Origin of the sequence: Roseburia sp. AF25-13LB (genome assembly GCF_003478915.1) — a bacterium.
Classification (GTDB): Bacteria; Bacillota; Clostridia; order Lachnospirales; family Lachnospiraceae; genus Roseburia_C; species Roseburia_C amylophila.
In genome coordinates this window covers 55,418-73,665 of record NZ_QUFO01000012.1, presented here as the reverse complement: position 1 = coordinate 73,665, position 18,248 = coordinate 55,418, and the positions used below count along the sequence as shown (strand labels likewise).

At 41.3% G+C, this 18,248-nt stretch carries 23 protein-coding genes; 4 read left to right on the top strand and 19 right to left on the bottom strand.

Features of this window, described 5'->3' with window-relative positions; translation table 11 throughout:
- Positions 1-69: 69 nt before the first annotated feature.
- Complete coding sequence (locus tag DWY37_RS14085; RefSeq protein ID WP_014080633.1) at positions 70-384, bottom strand: hypothetical protein; 315 nt, start codon at positions 382-384, stop codon at positions 70-72.
- Positions 385-647: 263 nt separating this feature from the next.
- Positions 648-878 (bottom strand): helix-turn-helix domain-containing protein, encoded by a 231-nt coding sequence (locus tag DWY37_RS14075; protein WP_003505382.1) that lies wholly within the window; start codon positions 876-878, stop codon positions 648-650.
- Between the two features lie 174 nt (positions 879-1,052).
- On the opposite strand from DWY37_RS14075, the gene DWY37_RS14070 reads away from it, so the two are divergent.
- Together DWY37_RS14070 and DWY37_RS14065 are read left to right on the top strand one after the other, a co-directional pair.
- Complete coding sequence (locus DWY37_RS14070) at positions 1,053-1,682, top strand: helix-turn-helix domain-containing protein (protein WP_003505395.1); 630 nt, start codon at positions 1,053-1,055, stop codon at positions 1,680-1,682.
- 86 nt (positions 1,683-1,768) lie between these two features.
- Positions 1,769-3,064 carry a tyrosine-type recombinase/integrase gene (locus DWY37_RS14065; protein ID WP_014080634.1) on the top strand — a complete coding sequence of 432 codons (1,296 nt, stop codon included), beginning with the start codon at positions 1,769-1,771 and terminating at the stop codon, positions 3,062-3,064.
- A 538-nt stretch (positions 3,065-3,602) separates the two neighbouring features.
- Here the strand turns inward: DWY37_RS14065 and DWY37_RS14055 are convergent.
- Genes DWY37_RS14055 through DWY37_RS14045 form a run of 3 tightly spaced genes read right to left on the bottom strand, consistent with a single transcriptional unit; the run spans position 3,603 to position 4,418 of the window.
- A complete protein-coding gene (locus DWY37_RS14055; RefSeq protein WP_118542220.1) occupies positions 3,603-3,899 on the bottom strand; it encodes a DUF3847 domain-containing protein in 297 nt (98 codons plus the stop codon).
- Positions 3,892-4,233, bottom strand: a complete 342-nt coding sequence (locus tag DWY37_RS14050) for a DeoR family transcriptional regulator (protein WP_118542222.1) — start codon at positions 4,231-4,233, stop codon at positions 3,892-3,894. The genes DWY37_RS14055 and DWY37_RS14050 overlap by 8 nt, the downstream gene beginning before the upstream one ends.
- A complete protein-coding gene (locus DWY37_RS14045) occupies positions 4,230-4,418 on the bottom strand; it encodes a hypothetical protein (protein ID WP_118542224.1) in 189 nt (62 codons plus the stop codon). Before DWY37_RS14045 ends, DWY37_RS14050 begins: the two co-directional genes overlap by 4 nt.
- Positions 4,419-4,901: 483 nt before the next feature.
- Here DWY37_RS14045 and DWY37_RS14035 point away from each other — a divergent pair, with 483 nt between their 5' ends.
- Entirely contained in the window at positions 4,902-5,708 is an 807-nt protein-coding gene (locus DWY37_RS14035) for a helix-turn-helix transcriptional regulator (protein ID WP_006060470.1), read from the top strand.
- 95 nt (positions 5,709-5,803) lie between these two features.
- Here DWY37_RS14035 and DWY37_RS14030 read toward each other — a convergent pair whose 3' ends face one another.
- The 6 genes from DWY37_RS14030 to DWY37_RS14005 form a co-directional block, all read right to left on the bottom strand.
- Entirely contained in the window at positions 5,804-6,460 is a 657-nt protein-coding gene (locus DWY37_RS14030; protein WP_118542226.1) for a hypothetical protein, read from the bottom strand.
- A gap of 46 nt (positions 6,461-6,506) precedes the next feature.
- Positions 6,507-6,884: a TnpV protein gene (locus tag DWY37_RS14025; RefSeq protein WP_118542228.1), complete on the bottom strand. Its 378-nt coding sequence runs from the start codon at positions 6,882-6,884 to the stop codon at positions 6,507-6,509.
- 364 nt (positions 6,885-7,248) lie between these two features.
- On the bottom strand, positions 7,249-8,448 hold the full coding sequence (locus DWY37_RS14020) for a site-specific integrase (RefSeq protein WP_118542230.1): 1,200 nt from the start codon (positions 8,446-8,448) through the stop codon (positions 7,249-7,251).
- Between the two features lie 134 nt (positions 8,449-8,582).
- Complete coding sequence (locus DWY37_RS14015; protein WP_004844954.1) at positions 8,583-8,792, bottom strand: MerR family transcriptional regulator; 210 nt, start codon at positions 8,790-8,792, stop codon at positions 8,583-8,585.
- On the bottom strand, positions 8,789-9,604 hold the full coding sequence (locus DWY37_RS14010) for an ATP-binding protein (RefSeq protein WP_118542232.1): 816 nt from the start codon (positions 9,602-9,604) through the stop codon (positions 8,789-8,791). Before DWY37_RS14010 ends, DWY37_RS14015 begins: the two co-directional genes overlap by 4 nt.
- Complete coding sequence (locus tag DWY37_RS14005; RefSeq protein WP_055218792.1) at positions 9,604-10,131, bottom strand: replication initiator protein A; 528 nt, start codon at positions 10,129-10,131, stop codon at positions 9,604-9,606. The genes DWY37_RS14010 and DWY37_RS14005 overlap by 1 nt, the downstream gene beginning before the upstream one ends.
- A gap of 647 nt (positions 10,132-10,778) precedes the next feature.
- On the opposite strand from DWY37_RS14005, the gene DWY37_RS13995 reads away from it, so the two are divergent.
- Complete coding sequence (locus DWY37_RS13995) at positions 10,779-11,030, top strand: hypothetical protein (RefSeq protein ID WP_055218790.1); 252 nt, start codon at positions 10,779-10,781, stop codon at positions 11,028-11,030.
- Between the two features lie 80 nt (positions 11,031-11,110).
- Here the strand turns inward: DWY37_RS13995 and DWY37_RS13990 are convergent, their stop codons facing one another.
- The 8 genes from DWY37_RS13990 to DWY37_RS13955 all read right to left on the bottom strand — a co-directional run bounded on the left by DWY37_RS13990 (position 11,111) and on the right by DWY37_RS13955 (position 18,152).
- On the bottom strand, positions 11,111-12,136 hold the full coding sequence (locus DWY37_RS13990) for a sensor histidine kinase (RefSeq protein WP_109216666.1): 1,026 nt from the start codon (positions 12,134-12,136) through the stop codon (positions 11,111-11,113).
- Positions 12,133-12,810, bottom strand: coding sequence for a response regulator transcription factor (locus tag DWY37_RS13985; RefSeq protein WP_055218786.1), 678 nt, complete (start codon positions 12,808-12,810; stop codon positions 12,133-12,135). Before DWY37_RS13985 ends, DWY37_RS13990 begins: the two co-directional genes overlap by 4 nt.
- Before the next feature lie 19 nt (positions 12,811-12,829).
- The gene (locus DWY37_RS13980; protein WP_117764026.1) at positions 12,830-14,902 is read right to left on the bottom strand and encodes an ABC transporter permease; all 2,073 of its coding nucleotides are present in this window, start codon (positions 14,900-14,902) and stop codon (positions 12,830-12,832) included.
- A complete protein-coding gene (locus DWY37_RS13975; protein ID WP_118542234.1) occupies positions 14,892-15,659 on the bottom strand; it encodes an ABC transporter ATP-binding protein in 768 nt (255 codons plus the stop codon). Before DWY37_RS13975 ends, DWY37_RS13980 begins: the two co-directional genes overlap by 11 nt.
- A gap of 685 nt (positions 15,660-16,344) precedes the next feature.
- Positions 16,345-16,587 (bottom strand): tyrosine-type recombinase/integrase, encoded by a 243-nt coding sequence (locus tag DWY37_RS16425; protein ID WP_305143079.1) that lies wholly within the window; start codon positions 16,585-16,587, stop codon positions 16,345-16,347.
- 89 nt (positions 16,588-16,676) lie between these two features.
- Positions 16,677-16,751 carry an integrase DNA-binding domain-containing protein gene (locus DWY37_RS16500; RefSeq protein WP_118542240.1) on the bottom strand — a complete coding sequence of 25 codons (75 nt, stop codon included), beginning with the start codon at positions 16,749-16,751 and terminating at the stop codon, positions 16,677-16,679.
- 90 nt (positions 16,752-16,841) lie between these two features.
- Entirely contained in the window at positions 16,842-16,973 is a 132-nt protein-coding gene (locus tag DWY37_RS16185; RefSeq protein WP_256385716.1) for an excisionase, read from the bottom strand.
- A gap of 54 nt (positions 16,974-17,027) precedes the next feature.
- A complete protein-coding gene (locus DWY37_RS13955) occupies positions 17,028-18,152 on the bottom strand; it encodes a hypothetical protein (protein ID WP_147403601.1) in 1,125 nt (374 codons plus the stop codon).
- Between the last annotated feature and the right edge of the window lie 96 nt (positions 18,153-18,248).

Here is an 18,248-nt window from a genome sequence, read left to right as displayed (position 1 = left end):
CTGGTTGTCCATAAGTGCGCCCTTCATTCAAAGGCAATGAAGGGAATGGAAAAACCACTCCCTCCGCCATTACACTTCCTCCATATCTGTAAGTGGCTCTTTCTGCATCGCCTTTGAGAAAAACTTTCCGTTTGTTTCCTGCCTTTTTAAGAAGCCTATCAACTTTGGTAAATCTTCCTCCTCAATCGGACAGCCAAGAACCGATTCCACCGCACCGCCAATCTGACAGAGCCTGTGGGTTCGTTTTTTACTTTCCTCGGCTTTCTTTCTCTTTTCCAGTTCCTTTCGCTGTGCAATGAGCTTTTTGGTAGCTTCGATGCTTTCCTGTTCCTTTTTCTCTAATGCACGTATTCTTTCTTCATAAGTCTTTGTTGATTTCGCCATATCGTCTTCATCCTTTCTCTTATAATCAAATCTTGCTCTGCTAAGATTTGGCACACGATTCTGGTCAGCTCTGTTGACATAATTCCAATCAGAATCGTGGTGCATCCTTGCGGAGCATTATCTTGTCGATGTTTTTCCGACAAGATAAACATTAGTTCCCGGTTGCATATCAGGAGAAGCACATGGTATAATCCTCTTGCGTGTAGGTATATCATGGCTTCGGTCTGATAGAACCTTTGGCGGTTTCGTAGGAAGCCGCCTTTTTAAGTTGCCACATTTCTTGTGACAGCTTTTACATTTCCTTTATCCCTCAGATCTCGCCCCTCGTTGGCTTCCATGAACTTTTCCAGAATGTCAGTTTTAATAAGGACTTTTCTTCCGACTTTTAATACCGGAAGCTTCTTCCATTCAACCAGCTTTCTCAAAGTATTTCTGCCAATTCCTGTATAGTCGGCTGCTTCCTCGATGGATAATGCAATCTTTCTTTCCGTCATCTTGTCACCTCCTTATGAATTGCATTATGCAATTTTTGTTGTGCTGTTAGTATAGCGGTTTTATATTGTGTTGTCAAGCGTTATGAAATTTTAAAAATAATTATTATATTGCATATTGCAATTATGTGAGGTACATGCTATAATTCATACATACCGAAAAAGGAGGCAATCAGCATGAAAGATAAAGAATTACGCAAGCTGATAGGCAGCAGGGCAAAACAGCGTCGTCTGGAATTAAATCTGACACAGCCTTATGTTGCAGAGAAGATGGGAGTTACCGCTTCCACAATCCTGCGTTATGAGAATGGTTCGATTGACAATACCAAAAAGATGGTGCTGGAAGGTCTTTCGGAAGCACTTCATGTATCTATTGAATGGCTCAGAGGTGAAACCGATGAATACGAAACCGATATTACGGATAAGAAAGAATTACAGATTCGTGATGCAATGGGCGATATTCTCAAACAGTTACCTCTCGACCTTAGTAAAAAGGAAGATGCTTTTTCCAAAGATTTACTGCTGTTGATGTTAAAGCAATATAACCTGTTTCTGGAATCATTCCAGTTTGCCTGCAAGAATTACAAGGGCAACACGAATGAAGCTGATATTGCAAAAGTAATGGGGTTTGAATCGAATGATGAATATAACGAGATTATGTTTCTCCGGGAGATCACCCACACTGTTAATGCCTTTAACGACATGGCAGATATCGTAAGGCTTTATTCCAAGAAACCGGAAATGGCAGAACAAAGGCTTGAAAATCTTTTATCAGAAGTTTTGTATGAGGATTCCGATTCGGTATAGAACGACAACCGGAGTTATGATATACTTACACGCAAGAAGCATTTCATCAGTTCCGATTGTCTGATATCGAAAGGAGACACACGATTATGGCAAAAGGATCTGTAAGAAAAAAAGGAAAGAAATGGTACTACCGCTTCTATGTAGAAGATGCAAGCGGCAATCTGGTTCAGAAAGAATACGCTGGAACAGAAAGTAAAAGTGAAACGGAAAAACTGCTCCGTCAGGCAATGGATGATTACGAAAGCAAGAAATTTGTCGCAAAGACAGATAATCTTACTGTAGGAGAACTTCTTGATATGTGGGCGGAAGAAGAACTGAAAGTCGGAACACTCAGCAATGGTACAGTGGAAAATTATCTTGGTGCAATCCGTTGTATCAAGAAACATCCGATTGCAGAACGCAAATTAAAAACCGTTACTGCTGAACATTTACAGGCATTTCTCGATCTGCTTACATTCGGTGGGGAATTTCCAGATGGAAAAGTGAGAAAAGGATACAGTAAAGATTACATCCATTCCTTTTCAGCAGTATTACAACAGGCTTTCCGGTTTGCAGTATTTCCAAAACAGTTGATTACTTTTAATCCTATGCAGTATATTAAGCTGAAAAAACAGGCAGAGGATGTGGATTTATTCTCAGATGATGAGGTAGAAGAAGGCATACAGCCTATTTCCCATGAAGATTATGAGAGACTGATAGAATACCTCAAAGTAAAGAATCCACCTGCAATCCTGCCAATCCAGATCGCATACTATGCGGGACTTCGTATCGGTGAAGTTTGCGGATTGACATGGCAGGACATCAATCTTGAAGAACAATGCCTGACCATTAAAAGAAGTATCCGCTATGATGGCACAAAACATAAAAACATCATCGGACCGACCAAGCGAAAGAAAGTAAGGATTGTTGATTTTGGCGATACTCTGACTGAAATACTGAAAACCGCCAGAAAAAAACAGCTTAAAAGCCGGATGCAGTATGGTGAACTTTACCACCGCAATTTCTACAAGGAAGCACAGGACAAAAACAGAGTGTATTATGAATATTATCATCTGGACGGAACCGAAGAAATCCCGGTAGATTACAAGGAAATCTCCTTTGTCTGCCTGAGACCGGACGGATGTCTGGAACTGCCAAGCACACTCAGCATTGCCTGCCGATCAGTTGCAAAAAGGCTGGACGGATTTGAGAATTTCCATTTCCACCAGTTGCGACACACCTACACAAGCAACCTCCTCTCAAACGGAGCTGCCCCAAAAGATGTGCAGGAACTGTTAGGGCACTCTGATGTCAGTACCACAATGAATGTCTACGCCCACTCTACAAGAAAGGCAAAGCGGAACTCCGCCAGACTTCTTGATAAAGTGGCAGGCAACGACTAAATAAAAAATTCCCTTATTTCCCTTGCTGATTCCGCATAAGGTCAAAAATAAGGGAAAATACATATCATTTCACTATTTAAGGGGCTGGAAAGCCCGTAAAATAAGGAAAGTTCAAGAAATCTCTCCACAAATTCCGATTTGTCGTCATCTTCATTATACTTCATCGCCAATCGAAAAGATAGCATATTTTATGAAACTTGTCGGCTGGGAACAGCTTGCAACGCAAGGTGTCCCCAGATGGCAAGTCCACAAAAGGGAAGCTGGCGGCAGCCAGCGCAGGGGTGCAAAACGTCCAGTGGACGTTTGCCCTGCACCGACCGAAGCGGAGCGGAGACGGCGTAGCGACTCCTGTATGATTTGTAGCAGACCTTGACTGCGAAAGCCGACATTCTGTCGGCTGCTGCGGCATTCGCCGAGTGAATATGCAAGCATATTCGTTCGGCTCATTGCTCGCACAAATCACAGCCCTCCGGCGAGGAGCCTTCGGAGAACGCAATACACCAACTTTTGGGTGGTGTATAATTGCGCCCTTAGTAAACTAAGGGGTTTCCGGCGTCTTCCGTTCCAGCAGTTTTTTCAATAGTTCCTGCGTGTCCTGTCTGTGAAAAATGAGTTTCAACAACAGCATGACATCATCATCTGTCAGACGTTCCGGTTCTTGCAGAAAACTTTCCAGCATACCGCCACGGGTACAGAGCCGGTGTGTCCGTTCCTTTCGGGTAAGCTGCTTTAACTGGTGCTGCAACGCCTTTTCATCATTGATGGCTTTCCGCAGTTTCTTTTCGCTTTTCTCCAGCTCCCGGTTGATCTTTTCCAGCTTTGAGGTATCAGACAAGGGCAGCGTCCTCCTTTCCCGGTATCAGCACATAAATCCTATTTGGTTCTCCAATGCCCTGACGCACCCGCATGATAAGTCCGACAGTTTCCAATTCTTTCAGAGAACGCTTGACCGTCATGGGACTGCGGGACAGGACTGCGGCAATGGCTGTGACAGGGAAGCAGACAAACAGGATTCCGTTCTCGTCCTCCTGTCCTTTGGATAGCATAGCGTCCAGCATCCGGCAGTACATGACCTTTGCGGTGCTGCTGACTGGAAATCCTGTCAACGCTCTTGGAAATGGCATACAGGGCGGCAATGGTGTGTCTATCGTCATAAATTCAAAATTCATTCGGTGTGTTCCTCCTTTTTCTTTGCTCGTTTGGATAAATAATGAGGGCAGTCAACCACAACCGCCCGGAAGCTCTGCTTGCACCCATGCTGGCATTTCCGGCATAATTCGTTGTAAGTGACACGCCCCCGGTCATTGAGGTAAAAGGAAAGCTCATGCTTCCTCTTTTTGCTCATTCTCGGCATATTGCGCTTCCTTCCGTTTTAGTGTATGGTTTCGGGGCGATTTTCGGCAAAATTACAGTCATAGAGTCGCTTAAAATCTCCCGAAGTATCAGCGATAGGGTAGACTGTCCCCCTATCAGATTGTCGTGTTTCGGTATCAGTTCGGTGTCAGTTCGCCAGTTCTCCCCGGTGTCGTTCCTCCCCTGAATCTCACAGCGGCGTATCGCTCCCTTTGGTATGCTCGTTTCGGTCAGGGTTCCTCCATATCCCTGCCAAAAGTCATGGCACTACATCGCCGGGGAAGCATATCCCACACAGGCTGGTCATTCGATTGGAATAATCCATCGATGAACTACCTGTATCATAGAACATTTTTGTGCCTCGTGCGGTATGTCCACAAAGTAGGAATTCGGGGTAAAAATCAGAAATTTCCACGATTGCGGAATTGATATGGTATAATCAATTCAACGGTTATAAATGCTGTCAGAAGGGGGAACTGCTTCAATGAACGGAGCTACTACAATACAGGAACGGCTAAAAGATTTACGATTAAACAAAGGATTAAAACTGGAAGAACTGGCTGAGCAAACGGGTATTTCAAAATCGGCTCTTGGCAGTTATGAAAAAGATGACTATAAGGAAATCAATCATGGCAACCTTATCCTGCTGGCAGATTTTTATGGGGTGTCCCTCGATTATCTCTTTTGCCGGACAGAGAACCGGGCGGAGATCAACACGCCATTAAGGGAGCTGCATTTGAGTGATGAGATGGTAGCACTTCTGAAAAGCGGTCGGATTAACAACCGTCTGCTCTGTGAACTTGCCACCCATAAGGACTTTATCAAGTTTCTTGCGGACATTGAGATTTATGTGGATGGGATTGCCACCATGCAGATTCAGAATCTCAACGCCCTTGTCGATACCGTCCGGCATGAAATCATTGAACGGTATCGCCCCGGCGAAGATGACCCGCATTTGAAGGTGCTGCAAGCTGCCCATATCAGTGATGATGAATATTTCAGCCACATGGTTCTGGATGACCTCAACCTCATTATCCGGGATATTCGAGAAGCCCACAAAAAGGACAGCGAGAGTGCACCCCAGACCACCGTTGCCGATGAACTGAAAGAAAATCTGGAAGCGGTTGAAAATTTCAAGGGCAGCCGTGATGAAAAGCTGGTTGTCCTTTACTGTAAGCAGCTTGGTATCAACTATAAAAATCTGTCAGATGAAGAATTTCGCTGGCTGATTCGGATTCTCAAAAAGTCAAAGAAAATGGGAACGCCCATCAGCCAGAGGAAAAAACGATAAAGAAAAACCGCTGTTGCATGGTTTGTTGGCTTCCATGTAGCAGCGGTTTGTGCTGTGGTTATTTAGTTGAAAATCAGAACGACACTGGAAGTTGTTTATCCAAAATGAAATGGAATAACCATATCAAGTAAAAATGCAAAAACTATACTAATGGTTCCCATTAGCACAGAACTTTTCAATGTGTCCCTCCTCAAAACAGTAAGTCCGATAATAAAGACTATCAATTCTAAAACAGAGCGTGCTTTGAAATATCCCCATCCATATACGAAAGTCATGTTAGACAATACTGCTAAAATCAATACTGATAGCACAAATGCAGGTCTGCTCTTTCCTTTCGCATACCAACAGACAAATGCCAAGAACGGAGAAATCATGGTAAAGCCAACCCAAATCATAGCGTAGCTTCTTGGGAAAAAGCCTGCGACATAGTTTGAATACAAATAGTAACTTACAACCATGCCAGCAAAAAACGCAAAAACATTAACACTTGCTCTTATTGCAGAATTACTATAAATAGAAATACACAGTGCAATCAATACCCAAATTGCAAAACGCCCAAGGAAATTATGAACATCTAATGCTCCATCAATTGCCATAAGCACACTTGGCAGTTCAGCTTGACGAAAATCCAAAAATTTTGAAAAAGTCCCCAAAGCTATTCCAAGTAACAATATAGCTATGGTATTTATAATTTTTCTATTACCAGATATAGGATTTTCCGCACTCCTTATATCATTCAAAAACTTCTTCATAGGCATCTCCCAAACTAAAATTTGTCATAATCATTCTATCATACCGTTATGAATAAATCATCTCATGCAAAACAATTTCTTCTGCCCGATTGTGGATATTATTGCACCGCCGCACCCATTCCATTTGACGGGTACACTTTAATTCCTCGGTTACGCCCTCGGCAATTTTCATCTGCTCCATGATGGTGTCTAACCGTTCCTGTGCCTGTTCGTTCAGGTCTGAAAGATATGTCCATAACTCTCCAGTCAAGGTCAATGTGTTCAATCGGGCTGGATGGATTTCCCTTAAATATTCCCGGTGCAGCCGTCCATACTTTCCAACGGGGCGGTGTTCTTCCGGCAGTTTCAGGTCTGGGATGTAGTAATCTCCAACAAGGATATAATCAATTCCGTTTTCCGTTATTCTTGGTTTCAATTCGCTCATGTTTTAATCTCCTCATTCTGGCTCATTTTTTTGCAAGTCTAGCTCTCCAGAAATATTGGTAAATCTTTGGTAAATTTGAGACTGAAGCACAAAAAACGCTTAAAAACGGGGCTTATGAGACGATTTGAGACTTTTCATCATGCCCGGTAAATCCTGCCGTGGCAAATGAATAGTATTTTTATCATTGTTGCATAACCTCGCATTTCTTAGTTTTTCTTGGTTTTTCGGGCTTTGTAAGCCTTTGTGAATTTTTCTTTTCTGGCATAACCTGGTTTATTTTCTCATAATATCGTCCGCAAAAGGTGTAAAATAAGGTGTATGTTTTTCCATTTTACACCTTGCTATTTTCAATTAAAAATCGTAATTACACAACCTGAATCCGGGCAACTTCTTCCCTGGCATCCTCAAGATTTACGTGCGTATATGTATTCAGCGTTACGCTGATGTCTGAGTGGCCCATCAAATATTGCAATGCTTTTGGATTCATTCCGGATTTTGCCATATTTGAGCAATAGGTATGCCGACATACATGAGGGGTGATGACAGGCATCTGTACTTTGTAAGTATTATTATACTTCTGAATGATGTGTTGAAAATAATGCTCCCAGTGCATGGAATAACAGATACTTTCATTTTTATCAAAGTATAAGAATCCACTTTTTCCATCTACCATAGGTTCTGCTTTGGGCGGGTTTCGTTTTTCTATAATTTTCCGAAAACATTCCTCTACATCTGCAGTCATAGGTATCTTTCTTGTTCCGCTGGTTGTTTTAGTCTCTTGAATATAATATCCGATTTTTGATTTTTTCTGCAATTGATGATCGATGTTGATCGTATGCTCCTTGAAATCAATATCAGAAATCGTCAAACCACAAAATTCCGAGATGCGAAGGCCTGTTTTAAATAATATGTAAATTCCTTCATAATACCTGCAAAAATGAGGGTCTTCCTTCACAAACCGTAGGAACTTTCGTTCCTCAGCCCTGCTGATTGCCTCTCTTGTCACACTGTCATTCACAACCACTTCCATTAGCTGAAACTGAAATGGATTTTTCCTGATCAGGTCATCATCCACTGCCAACTGAAATGCCGGACGAAGAACTCCTCGGATTGAATGGATGGAACTATAGCTTTTCTTTTCTACCTGCTGAAGATGTATCAGCCAACATTTTGCATCCGAAATCCGAACCGTATCAATCCTTCTTTTTCCAAATGGATCTTTCTTCAATAAATTGATAACTGTTCCGTATCCTGCAACTGTAGTAGGTCTGACACCGGTTTTTGTTGATATATATTTTTCAACCAGTTCCAGTACCGTCATATTTCCGCCATTTGTTGCAATCTGTTCAAAATGATCTGCCTGGATTTTCTTCTCCATCTCCCGAAGCGATAAAGCCCGGCACTTTCCTTTCGGAGTTGCATCGTTATGGTCTAAGCGCCAGCTATATACGCAGCGCTCCTTTCCCATCTCATCGACATACTTAAATCTATATCTGCCATCAGATAACTGTATTTCTCCATTGTGTAATATACGTCCTCTATGATCTCTCCTTTTTTCACTCATAATATTTCGTCTCCTTCATTAAATGCTCATTTAACTTGGAAGACCGTCTCGGTTTATTCATTATACCACAAGACCTTCTCTTCGCTAAGATAAAATGAACATTATTTTCATTACCATTTCTTCTATTCTGTCACTTAAACTGTACTGGCTGTGTCCAGATAATCTTCAAATAATTTTCTTTTGAACCGGATATGCGAACCAACTTCCAAAATAAAATCTGCTCCTTCATTTTCACCTGCGATTTGTCTCAATCTCTTTTCTCCAATTCCGTAATATTCTGCTGCTTCGGAAACATTTAAAGAATATTTCTTCCAAACAGGTATTGTTTTTTCTGTATGATTCATTCGCATTCCTCCTTCCCTCTGTTTGTGTTCAACAGCGTTTTCGCTTTCTCCATTTTCATACTTGCAATCGCTTCTCGTTTGCTTGTGCCTCCAACATACACGGGTGTACACATTTCTAAAATACGGTCATAGATACGCCTTTTATCCAACATGGTCTCGCTTTTTATTTCTTTCAGCGGAAGATTCGTTGTGATGATCAAAGGTCGTCCCGAACGGATCCTGCGGTCTATGACACTAAAAATAATTCCTAACGCATATTCTGAATTTCGTTCCACTCCAAGATCATCAATAATCAAAAGCTGATAAGACGCCAATGCATTGATATATTCCGTTTTGTCTGCCAGTGGAAATATATCATCAATAATGGTATTGAAATTTGTCATCTTTACCATTACTTCTTGCTTAAGAAGTTCATTGGCAATGCACCCCGCAATAAAACTTTTCCCGGTACCAACCGGTCCCCAGAACAAACAGCCTATATGATTTCTTTTCATTTCCTCCCAGTTATCAACATATTTTTTTGCTCTATGCATTACCGTATCTGACATATCTGCATTCTCAAATGTCCACTCTTCCATTCTGCTCTCGTCAAAACAGATGCTCGTATTTCTGCTGACTAATTCCCGGTGCTCTTTGTCTTTAAAATATTTTTGTTCTTCTTCATACGCTTTTCTGTCACAGGCACATTGCCTGGAATGTTTCTTCATCCCCATAAATCCACCCTCAGGAAAAAATACTTCTTTCGCTTCCCCACAGACTTTACAGTATTGCAAACCATCACTGCCTACACATACAGTATCTTCTTCTCTCATCACAAACTCTCTCCTTCCCCATAGCAATAATTTACTTCATGATATTTATTTCTTTTATATTTCTCAGTTACTTTACTAGGTGCCACATTTCCAACTCCTGCACAGCCATTTTTACGACCAGATGAAGGTTGCTTTTCCGACTCTGTTGCAACCATCTTTTCAACCGCCTTATTCTCAACCAGCTGTAAACCAATCTCATCAGATGGAATTTTTACATATAAATGATTGGGTTTTGAAAAACCACCAGATCTGCGAACCAATAGTCCCACATCATCTAATTCCTTCAATGCTGTTTTTACAGAAGATTTACATTTGCCGATTTGAGCAGACAATTCCTCTATCGGAAAAATCAGATAAACATTTCCATACTTGTCTATCCAGCTATTCTTTCTCGATATCCGTGCCCGGTCATACAAAATCATATAAAGAAATTTTGCAGTTTGGGAAATGCGCAGTTTGAGCAAAAACTTCGGAAACTGGAAGTACTGAAGCATCTGCTCTGACTCCTTCATGTATTCATATTTCATTCTTTTCTCGCCTCGTTTCTGTTTCTAATTGTTGTAAAAATCATTTTTATACCGGCTCAAAAATGTCCTTACACATATTCAAAAGATGAAGGGCATAAATACAGGTTCTTGATAAAAATTTTTTAAATTTTTCCTGTCCAAAATACCCTTACATAAAACGAAACGCTGAGAGGCATTTTTACAGCCCCCTAATGAAATTTTTTTAATTTTTTTGATTAATTGAATATTTGAAAACAAAAAAACACTCACCTATTCCAGGTGAATGCCTTATCAAAATTTCCTTATTTTGTTGTCTATGACGCTTATTCAGATATGCCTGCATATCTGCTAAAATGTAATTGCCAGCAATTATATTTTCACGTGGGTATGGGGACGTAATCCCCATCAAGTCTGCCACTCGTAAGTAATACAATATTGTCAAAATGACAATACTGTAATACACGGGTGGATCTTGCTCTGGTTGTAACGTATGAATTCATACAATAATAGGCCCAAATGGGCACTTTCACCATTTGAGCCTATATATTATATATGTCTTTCAAATGATAGCTTAAAAAATAGCTGTCTAGACGGTATGTTTTTAACGTAGAATTGATTTTATGGAAGACAAGGCATGGAATGCTTTGTACCTTTAATGGAAAAATTTAATGATATTTACCATGTACAAAAAAGAAACGGCAGATAAAAAACATCACACGAATCCTTATCGTGCTGTAAACTATATAAGAGATGAGAACGGAAATCCTATATGCCCTAATGGACGTAAATTTCTTTTCAAACGAAAACAACATGTAAGATATAAAAAATATGGACGTACAGAAGAAATCTATCCAAGCTTATTAAGTGTACCCTTTTTACATAAAACAGTGACGATTTTCAAAAAACATATATTAATGTAAAGAAACGCCAGAACCAGCATTTGTCGGAACTAGCGTTTCTTTAGCAGAGACTTATTTTACAGCCCCGTTTTTTGCTTATATTATTTTCCTCCGTTGGATTTCAATTTTGGAAAGAAGATGACTATCTTAAAGCCCTTTTCCCACGGGGAAGCAGCTTCCAGACGAAGGTTTAGATCGTCAGCCATCTTCTTAACCAGGTAAAGCCCTATACCGGTAGCTTTCTTTCTGCTGTCAGTAGAATCCCCGGTAAAGCCCTTTTGAAAAATATACGGCAGATCATATTTTTTTACACCGATGCCATTATCCTCAACTGAAAGGACATCTGCGATCTCCGAATGTATCATAGAGATTGTTAGCATGGGACTATCGCTGCTATATTTTATGGCATTGCTCACGATCTGTCCCAACATAAACTGAAGCCCTCTACGGTCTGTATAGACTGTTTCAGATTGCAGTTTATTGATAATTACAAACTGCTTTTCTTCCAGAAGTGGGGCATAGTCCTCCAGAACTTCCCCCAAGCAGTCATTCAAATTGATATCCTTAAACTGATAATCCTTTGTACTGCTCTTTAACCGGGCATAGTATAACATCTGAGTGACATCCTCCTGAAGCTGACTGCGGACATAATCCAGTTTTGCTTGCAGGGGAGGAGACATTTCGTTGCTCCGATTATCCAGGAGCATGGTCAACAACGATAGGGGCGTTTTCGCTTCATGTGCCCAGCCCTCCACATATTCTTCATAGTCCTGTAGGGCATCTGCCATACTGTTACTCTCAGTTTTGTGTTCCTGTAAAACTGATGCCAGAAGCCGGATAGATTCTCCTTCTTCCCGGCTGATGGCACTGAGCAGCCGTTCCTCGTTGCAGATGGCAGGATCACTGAGGAAATCCCGGAACAGCTCTCGGCGGGTGGTCTCCCGCTTGTTTAGTACAAACAGAATTGCTGAAAACAAAAGGAGGCTTGTCAGAACTACTAACCCACTCAAGGTTTGAAATGCCTGAATGTCAGAAATCCAAAGAATGATAGCACAAAAGCAATCCACGCCCAACAGCAACAGCAGCCAGGGGTAGTACCGTTCTATCATGCGCCAAAGCCGCTTCATGGAGCCACCCCCGTTTCCAGACGATAGCCCATCCCACGAACCGCAACGATTCGCTGCTTCATCTCAAGACCGGACATCGTCTTTTTCAGCCTGGTCAGATTAACCTGCAAGGCATTTTCGTCTATGTATTCCGTGGTTCCCCATAGTGCTATGCAAAGTTGCTCCGTCGTGACCAGAGCATCGCCGCCGGACAAAAGAGCAACCAACAGTTTTCCCTGATTTTTTGGAAGCACGACAGAGGTATTATGAATATAAAGCGTGTAGGTCTGCTGGTCTAACAGGAAATCTGGTCCCTCTATGAGATTGGTACGGCCTTCATACCTTTTGAGAATATTGGATACCCTGGCAAGAAGTCGATCTTTTCTGCACGGCTTCGTCAAATATTCATCAGCACCCAAGTGGAACGCTTGCAGTTCATCCTTTACCTGATCTCTGGAAGTCAGTATCAGGACGGGGATAGCGGTTTTATTCTTTAGTTCCTGGCAGATTTGAAAGCCACTGATCTCCGGCAAATTCAGGTCTAAGATCACAAGGTCAGGACGGAGGGCTGCCAGGAGCCGAGCGGCATCTTCCAACTCGGTGATTGCCTCCGCAAGATACCCGTCCTTTTGAAGCATATTGCAGAGTTCTTCCCGCATATAGACTTCATCTTCCACAACAGCAATTCTTTTCACGGCAGCACCTCCTTCCAAATTATTCTTCTCTCTGTGGCTGCATCAGTGTCAGCAAATACCGATCACTGGAGCGCTTGACCACTCTCATATAAATATATTCTATCACGCAAAGCAGCAAAATCATAGCAGCAGATACAAACATCATTTCAGCCACTGTCCCACGGGTTCGGGACGAGAGTATCCCTGTAAATAACGCCCTGACTCCAAACAAACTGCTGACAGCCGCAACCAATACAGGAAGTCCCATAAACCAGGTAATTTGCTTTCCAGCAGACTGGCAAAGGGTTTCGTAAGTAGCTCCCAGGCGGATCAGAGTCTGGTATCTGCGCCCGGTTCTCTGCTGACTCATCAGGAACTGAACACCCACGATGGTGTTGGCAACTACCAGGAAAACAATCGCAAGATAGAGGGTAATATAACTGGATGCTATGGTGTAGAAAAGCTGACGACCCATATTCTGAAGATAGCTTTCATATTCAATGTCAGTTTCGTCCAGCTTCTCGTTCAAATCCAAATATGCAGTCATAAGGCTATTTCCATTCAGAGCTTGCTCACTGAGCACCGCATTGACATGGGTATCATACATTCCCTGACTATAATATAGGAATGCTTCATCCGGAAGAATCAATGCAAAGGACAAGGTTATAGAACGGTCCGTGACCAAATTCACAGACTGAACCTCTCCTGTAAGATGAATCGGACTACCATCCAGTTCCACCTTGGGATGCCCGGCCAATACTTGGTTCAGCATTGCGGTACGGCTTACCGTAGTAAACTCTGTATCAATATAGACAGCGGCCTCCTTTTCGCCTAATTGGAGAGCCGGATTGCCGGACAATTCCAACAAACGATTATAGTCTGATAAACAAATCAAATATGGGTATGTGGCATAACCAAGATTGTTCAGAAGGACATCCCGGTCTTCCGACTGGGGCAGGCTCCGAAGAGAGTCCATAACAGCGTCCATGCTGTAGGCATTATCATAATCTTCTGTGGTGCGAATACGCCCAACCCTCATTTCAAAAAGCTCTGAAAATTGATTTTCCAAACTGTTTTCTTTCAGGACTGCCTTTATATTCGGAAGAACCTGCGATGAATCTTCTGCAGTATGATCTTCAAAAGTATAGTCGATTACATGGTCAGAAGACAGGTTATTCGTTCCTGCAATTCCTACGCCCGCACCAAAACAACACAGCGCCGCCAGAATCAGCAGGGAGCTGATGGCCATGGAGTTTGACTGATGAATGACATTCTCCTGAATCTGCCGGAAGGTAAATACATGAAGCTGCTTATTTCCTTTTCCTTTCTTAACAATCAAAGCAATCAGTGCACGCATCCCATAGAAAAGCAGCATCGTACCAACTATGCCCAACAGCAAAGTCAGTCCCATCATACTTACCTTTGTCCATGCAATTCCCTGAATCGCCATGTAGTAAGCCACTGCCAACATCACACTTCCGCATATAGCAGCCAGTCCATAGATAACAGATGGCATTTGCTTTTTGGGGCGGTTCGTTGGCTGGGATAGCAAAGTACCGATCTCCTGGCGGCTGATTCGTCCACTCAAAATCAGAAGTGCCGTCAGCTTAATTGCCAGAAATCCTGCCAGCGTCCATTCAATCGCAAACCAGGATAAAGAAAACTGATGACCGATGATCCCCATGCCTACCAGCTTGGCAGTGACAAGACTGACAATTTCTGAAAGCACCACAGCCACAGGTAATCCTATGAGCATGGCAAGAATACTGGTCAGGAAATCTTCCGCCAGAAGCATACCAAACAGTTTACTTCTACGCATCCCCAACATTAGATAAACACCAAACTCATGCCGTCTGCGCTCGAACTGATACTTGCAGGCAAAATAGATCAAAAAGAACAGAATACCGAGAGTCATCCCATAAAACGCAGGAATCAGAAGCAGGAGTTTGTCAACTGCGTCACTCTCCATTTTCTGCAAAAAGAGCATCACATCTTGAGTGGAGATGGAAAGAATCATGTAAAATGCAACAATAGAAATCACCAGGGAGCTGAAAAACAGACCGTTTTCCTTTCGGCTGCGGCGACTGTTCCGAAGAATGAGATTAGAGAACATTTGCGCTGCCCCCTCCCAGTTGCGCCATCACCTTCAGGATGCGCCCGTAGAACTCCTGCTGGCTTTCGTCTCCACGCCGAAGCTCATGAAAGATCACGCCATCCTGGATGAACAGGATGCGCTTACAGAAGCTGGCGGCATTGGAATCATGGGTTACCATCAGGATCGTAGCTTGTTCGTCACGATTCAGGCCGGACAGCTTCTCCATAAGACTTCTTGCGTTCTTAGAATCCAGCGCACCCGTCGGTTCATCGGCAAGGATCATTTGGGGATGTAAGATCAGAGCCCTTGCTGCCGCAACACGCTGACGCTGGCCACCGGACATCTTGGACGGAAACTTATCCAGAACATCAGAAATTTCCAGATAGTCAGCCAACTGCTTCAGCCGCTGGCTGCTTTCTGTTTCGGCTACCCCATGCAAGGAAGTCGAGAGCAGGATATTTTCCCTGCCAGTCAGGTTGTCCAGCAATTCAAAGTTCTGGAATAGATAACCAACTTTTTTGCCACGGTACTCGGCAAGAGCCTTTTCCTTGAGGGATTGCAGAGTATCTCCCTCCACCTGAATGCTTCCACCTGTAGGCTGAATCACAGTTGCAATACAGTTGAGAAGCGTGGATTTGCCGGAACCACTGCTTCCCATAATACCGAGAAACTCTCCCGGCATGACCTGAAAAGTGATTCCGTTCAGTGCTCTCGTCTGGTTTGGCAACGTCCCATAGACTTTGGTAAGATTTTCAATATTCAAAATTGGTTTCATGTGAATGCCTCCTATCCATTTCTGGGTAAATGATAGCACAGAAGCACAATAAATAACACTTACAGTCGCTGTAAGGATTCTGTTCCTGTTTTCAGAACAAGAATGACGCATCAAGCGGAATAAGTATATGTTTTGTAAAAACGTCGGGTGACAATGAAAAAATATACTGGACTACCGGATTGGCTAACTTGCATTTCTTTGTCAATTCTGGTAACCGCTTCAAACATGGAAGTTTCTGTTCTTACTTTTATTATACTCAATCAATAAAATCAACACGGTTCAGCAAATTTTAATTATTTCCAATATGACAAAATTGCTTCCTGTTATATTTATCTATTTCTTTATTTCTCTATTATTCCGATCCGGTCTTCCAAAGGTATAAATAAGGTGTAAATTATTCGTCAATCATCAAAAAATCCTTTAAAGCCTAGGCTTTCACAGCATCCATTAAACACTGCCGTGGCAAACCATGAGCACTTTAATTTTATCTTGCATATCTTCGTTTTTCCTTGTATATCCTTATTTTTCCTAGGTTTTATCACACTTTCACGACATCTAACCTAGTGTACCTATCCTAGCATAAAATCGCATATTTTACCATATCCCGGTAAGTAAAATGAGTACAAATCTAGGTATAAACCCGATTCGTACTCATTAGTACTTTTTCCCTATGCCATTTATTTCCTTACTTGGCACACTTTTTCATTTCTTTTTCTATCCTTTCAAGCCTCTCCATTTCTCTCTGTGCATCCTCCAACTTAAGGTGTGTATACACATTTGAGGTAACACTTATATCTGTATGTCCCATTAAATATTTCAATGTTTCTACAGATATTCCTCGCTTTGCCGCATTCGTACAAAATGTATGACGGCACACATGTGGTGTTATCTTTGGAAGTTGCACTCGATAAATTCCGTTGTACTTCACAACCACATGCTGAAAACGTTTTTCTCATTGATAAGGCATCATTGGTTTTCCACGCTTATCCAAGAACAGAAAAACTATATAACCATCTATCATCTCCCATCTGCTCTCTGTTGCTCGCCCATTCGCAGTATGCGGTTCTTGTTATCTCTTCTTTTTTCACTCATGGTTTATCCTCCAAACTCTAATACACTCCCCACCACTTGGGGGGAAAATTGTATCGGAACTACATATATTTTGCAAGGTATTTTTTGTTTTTATATAGAGCCTGTCACATCAATAAACTGCTCGAATATCTTACATTTAATAAATATCTTATTTCCTAGCATAAGTATGTAATCCTCTGTTGGGTTGTTCGCCACCAATTTACGAAGATTTTTCTCTCCAATGTTGAAGTACTGAACTTCCGATTCAATGTACCAGAAGTTCAGTACTTTGAATCTTTACATATTTTCTTCATACCATTTATCCAATGAATCGATTTTCGTTGTACCAAGATAATTCAAAAAAAAGTATGGTTCTCCTCCATTTAAACCATAAATTGATAATGTTGAACTCCAAATAAAGTCTTCTCCAATAGTGTTACTAGAAGAAAAATATAGTTCTATTGGACCATGATTTGTGAGTCCAGACAAAACCTTTTCAAACAATGCTTTTTCTATGGCAAATACACACCAAACCGTTTGATTTGGTCCGATATCAGCCGATTGCGTTAAAAATGATATATTTATCTGTTTCCCTGCAATTTTGATTTGTTCAAAGTTAAACGAAATTATATATTTCTCTCCGTCATTATACAAAGGGAATGCAAAATATCCATATTCTCCTTCAAGATGTTCACACCAATTATCACAGCCAAGATCATCTCTATATCCAAAAATAACATTCACAAAGGCATCTTTTTCCAACTTCATCTTATCGCTAAGTTTTCCATAATCACATATTTCAAATATTTTTAATGAAGTTAAATGGGGATAAAATATAGCCTTTTGTATTTTAAACAATGAATCCACAATTTCTTTGTTGTTTTTCATTATCTCACATACTTCTTCCTGAATTTTAGAATTATTCTCTATTAAATCAGGAATATGCCCAATAATATTCTTCATATCACTTTGAAGCGCTGAATTAGATACTGTTAGATTTTTTAAATCTGTTTGTAAACCATTTGATATTTTTAGAAAACTTGTGTTCTTTTCAACAATTGATTTTATATTCTCTTGAATATTTTTATTTTCCTCTGCCAAATCAGTATTTGTCTGTACTAATTCCTTTATTTTTTCTTGCAATATCCGAAATGTCTCATCTGTTTTGTCTGATGCTTTCTTATACCTTTTCGTCTGCCACAAGGCTAACCACCCTAGCAAAACAGTTCCGATTGCTCCCAAATACGAACCAATAAAAGATAACCACCCTTCTCGGCTCGTTTTTATTGGAAGGTTAAAAGGAAACGTCGCTTCATCATAGATAATCGCTTCAATTACAAATGGCATTATTATCAGTATAACTACGACTATTATAAGTCCTAACATCTTTAAAATCGTATTTAAGTATTTTTTATTATTCAATATTTTATTCATCCTATCTTTTTATTGTAATGTTTGTTCTATGATTCTTGTCAACTTGGTCAAAAGCTATCTCGTGCTTGTATTCATATACTACAT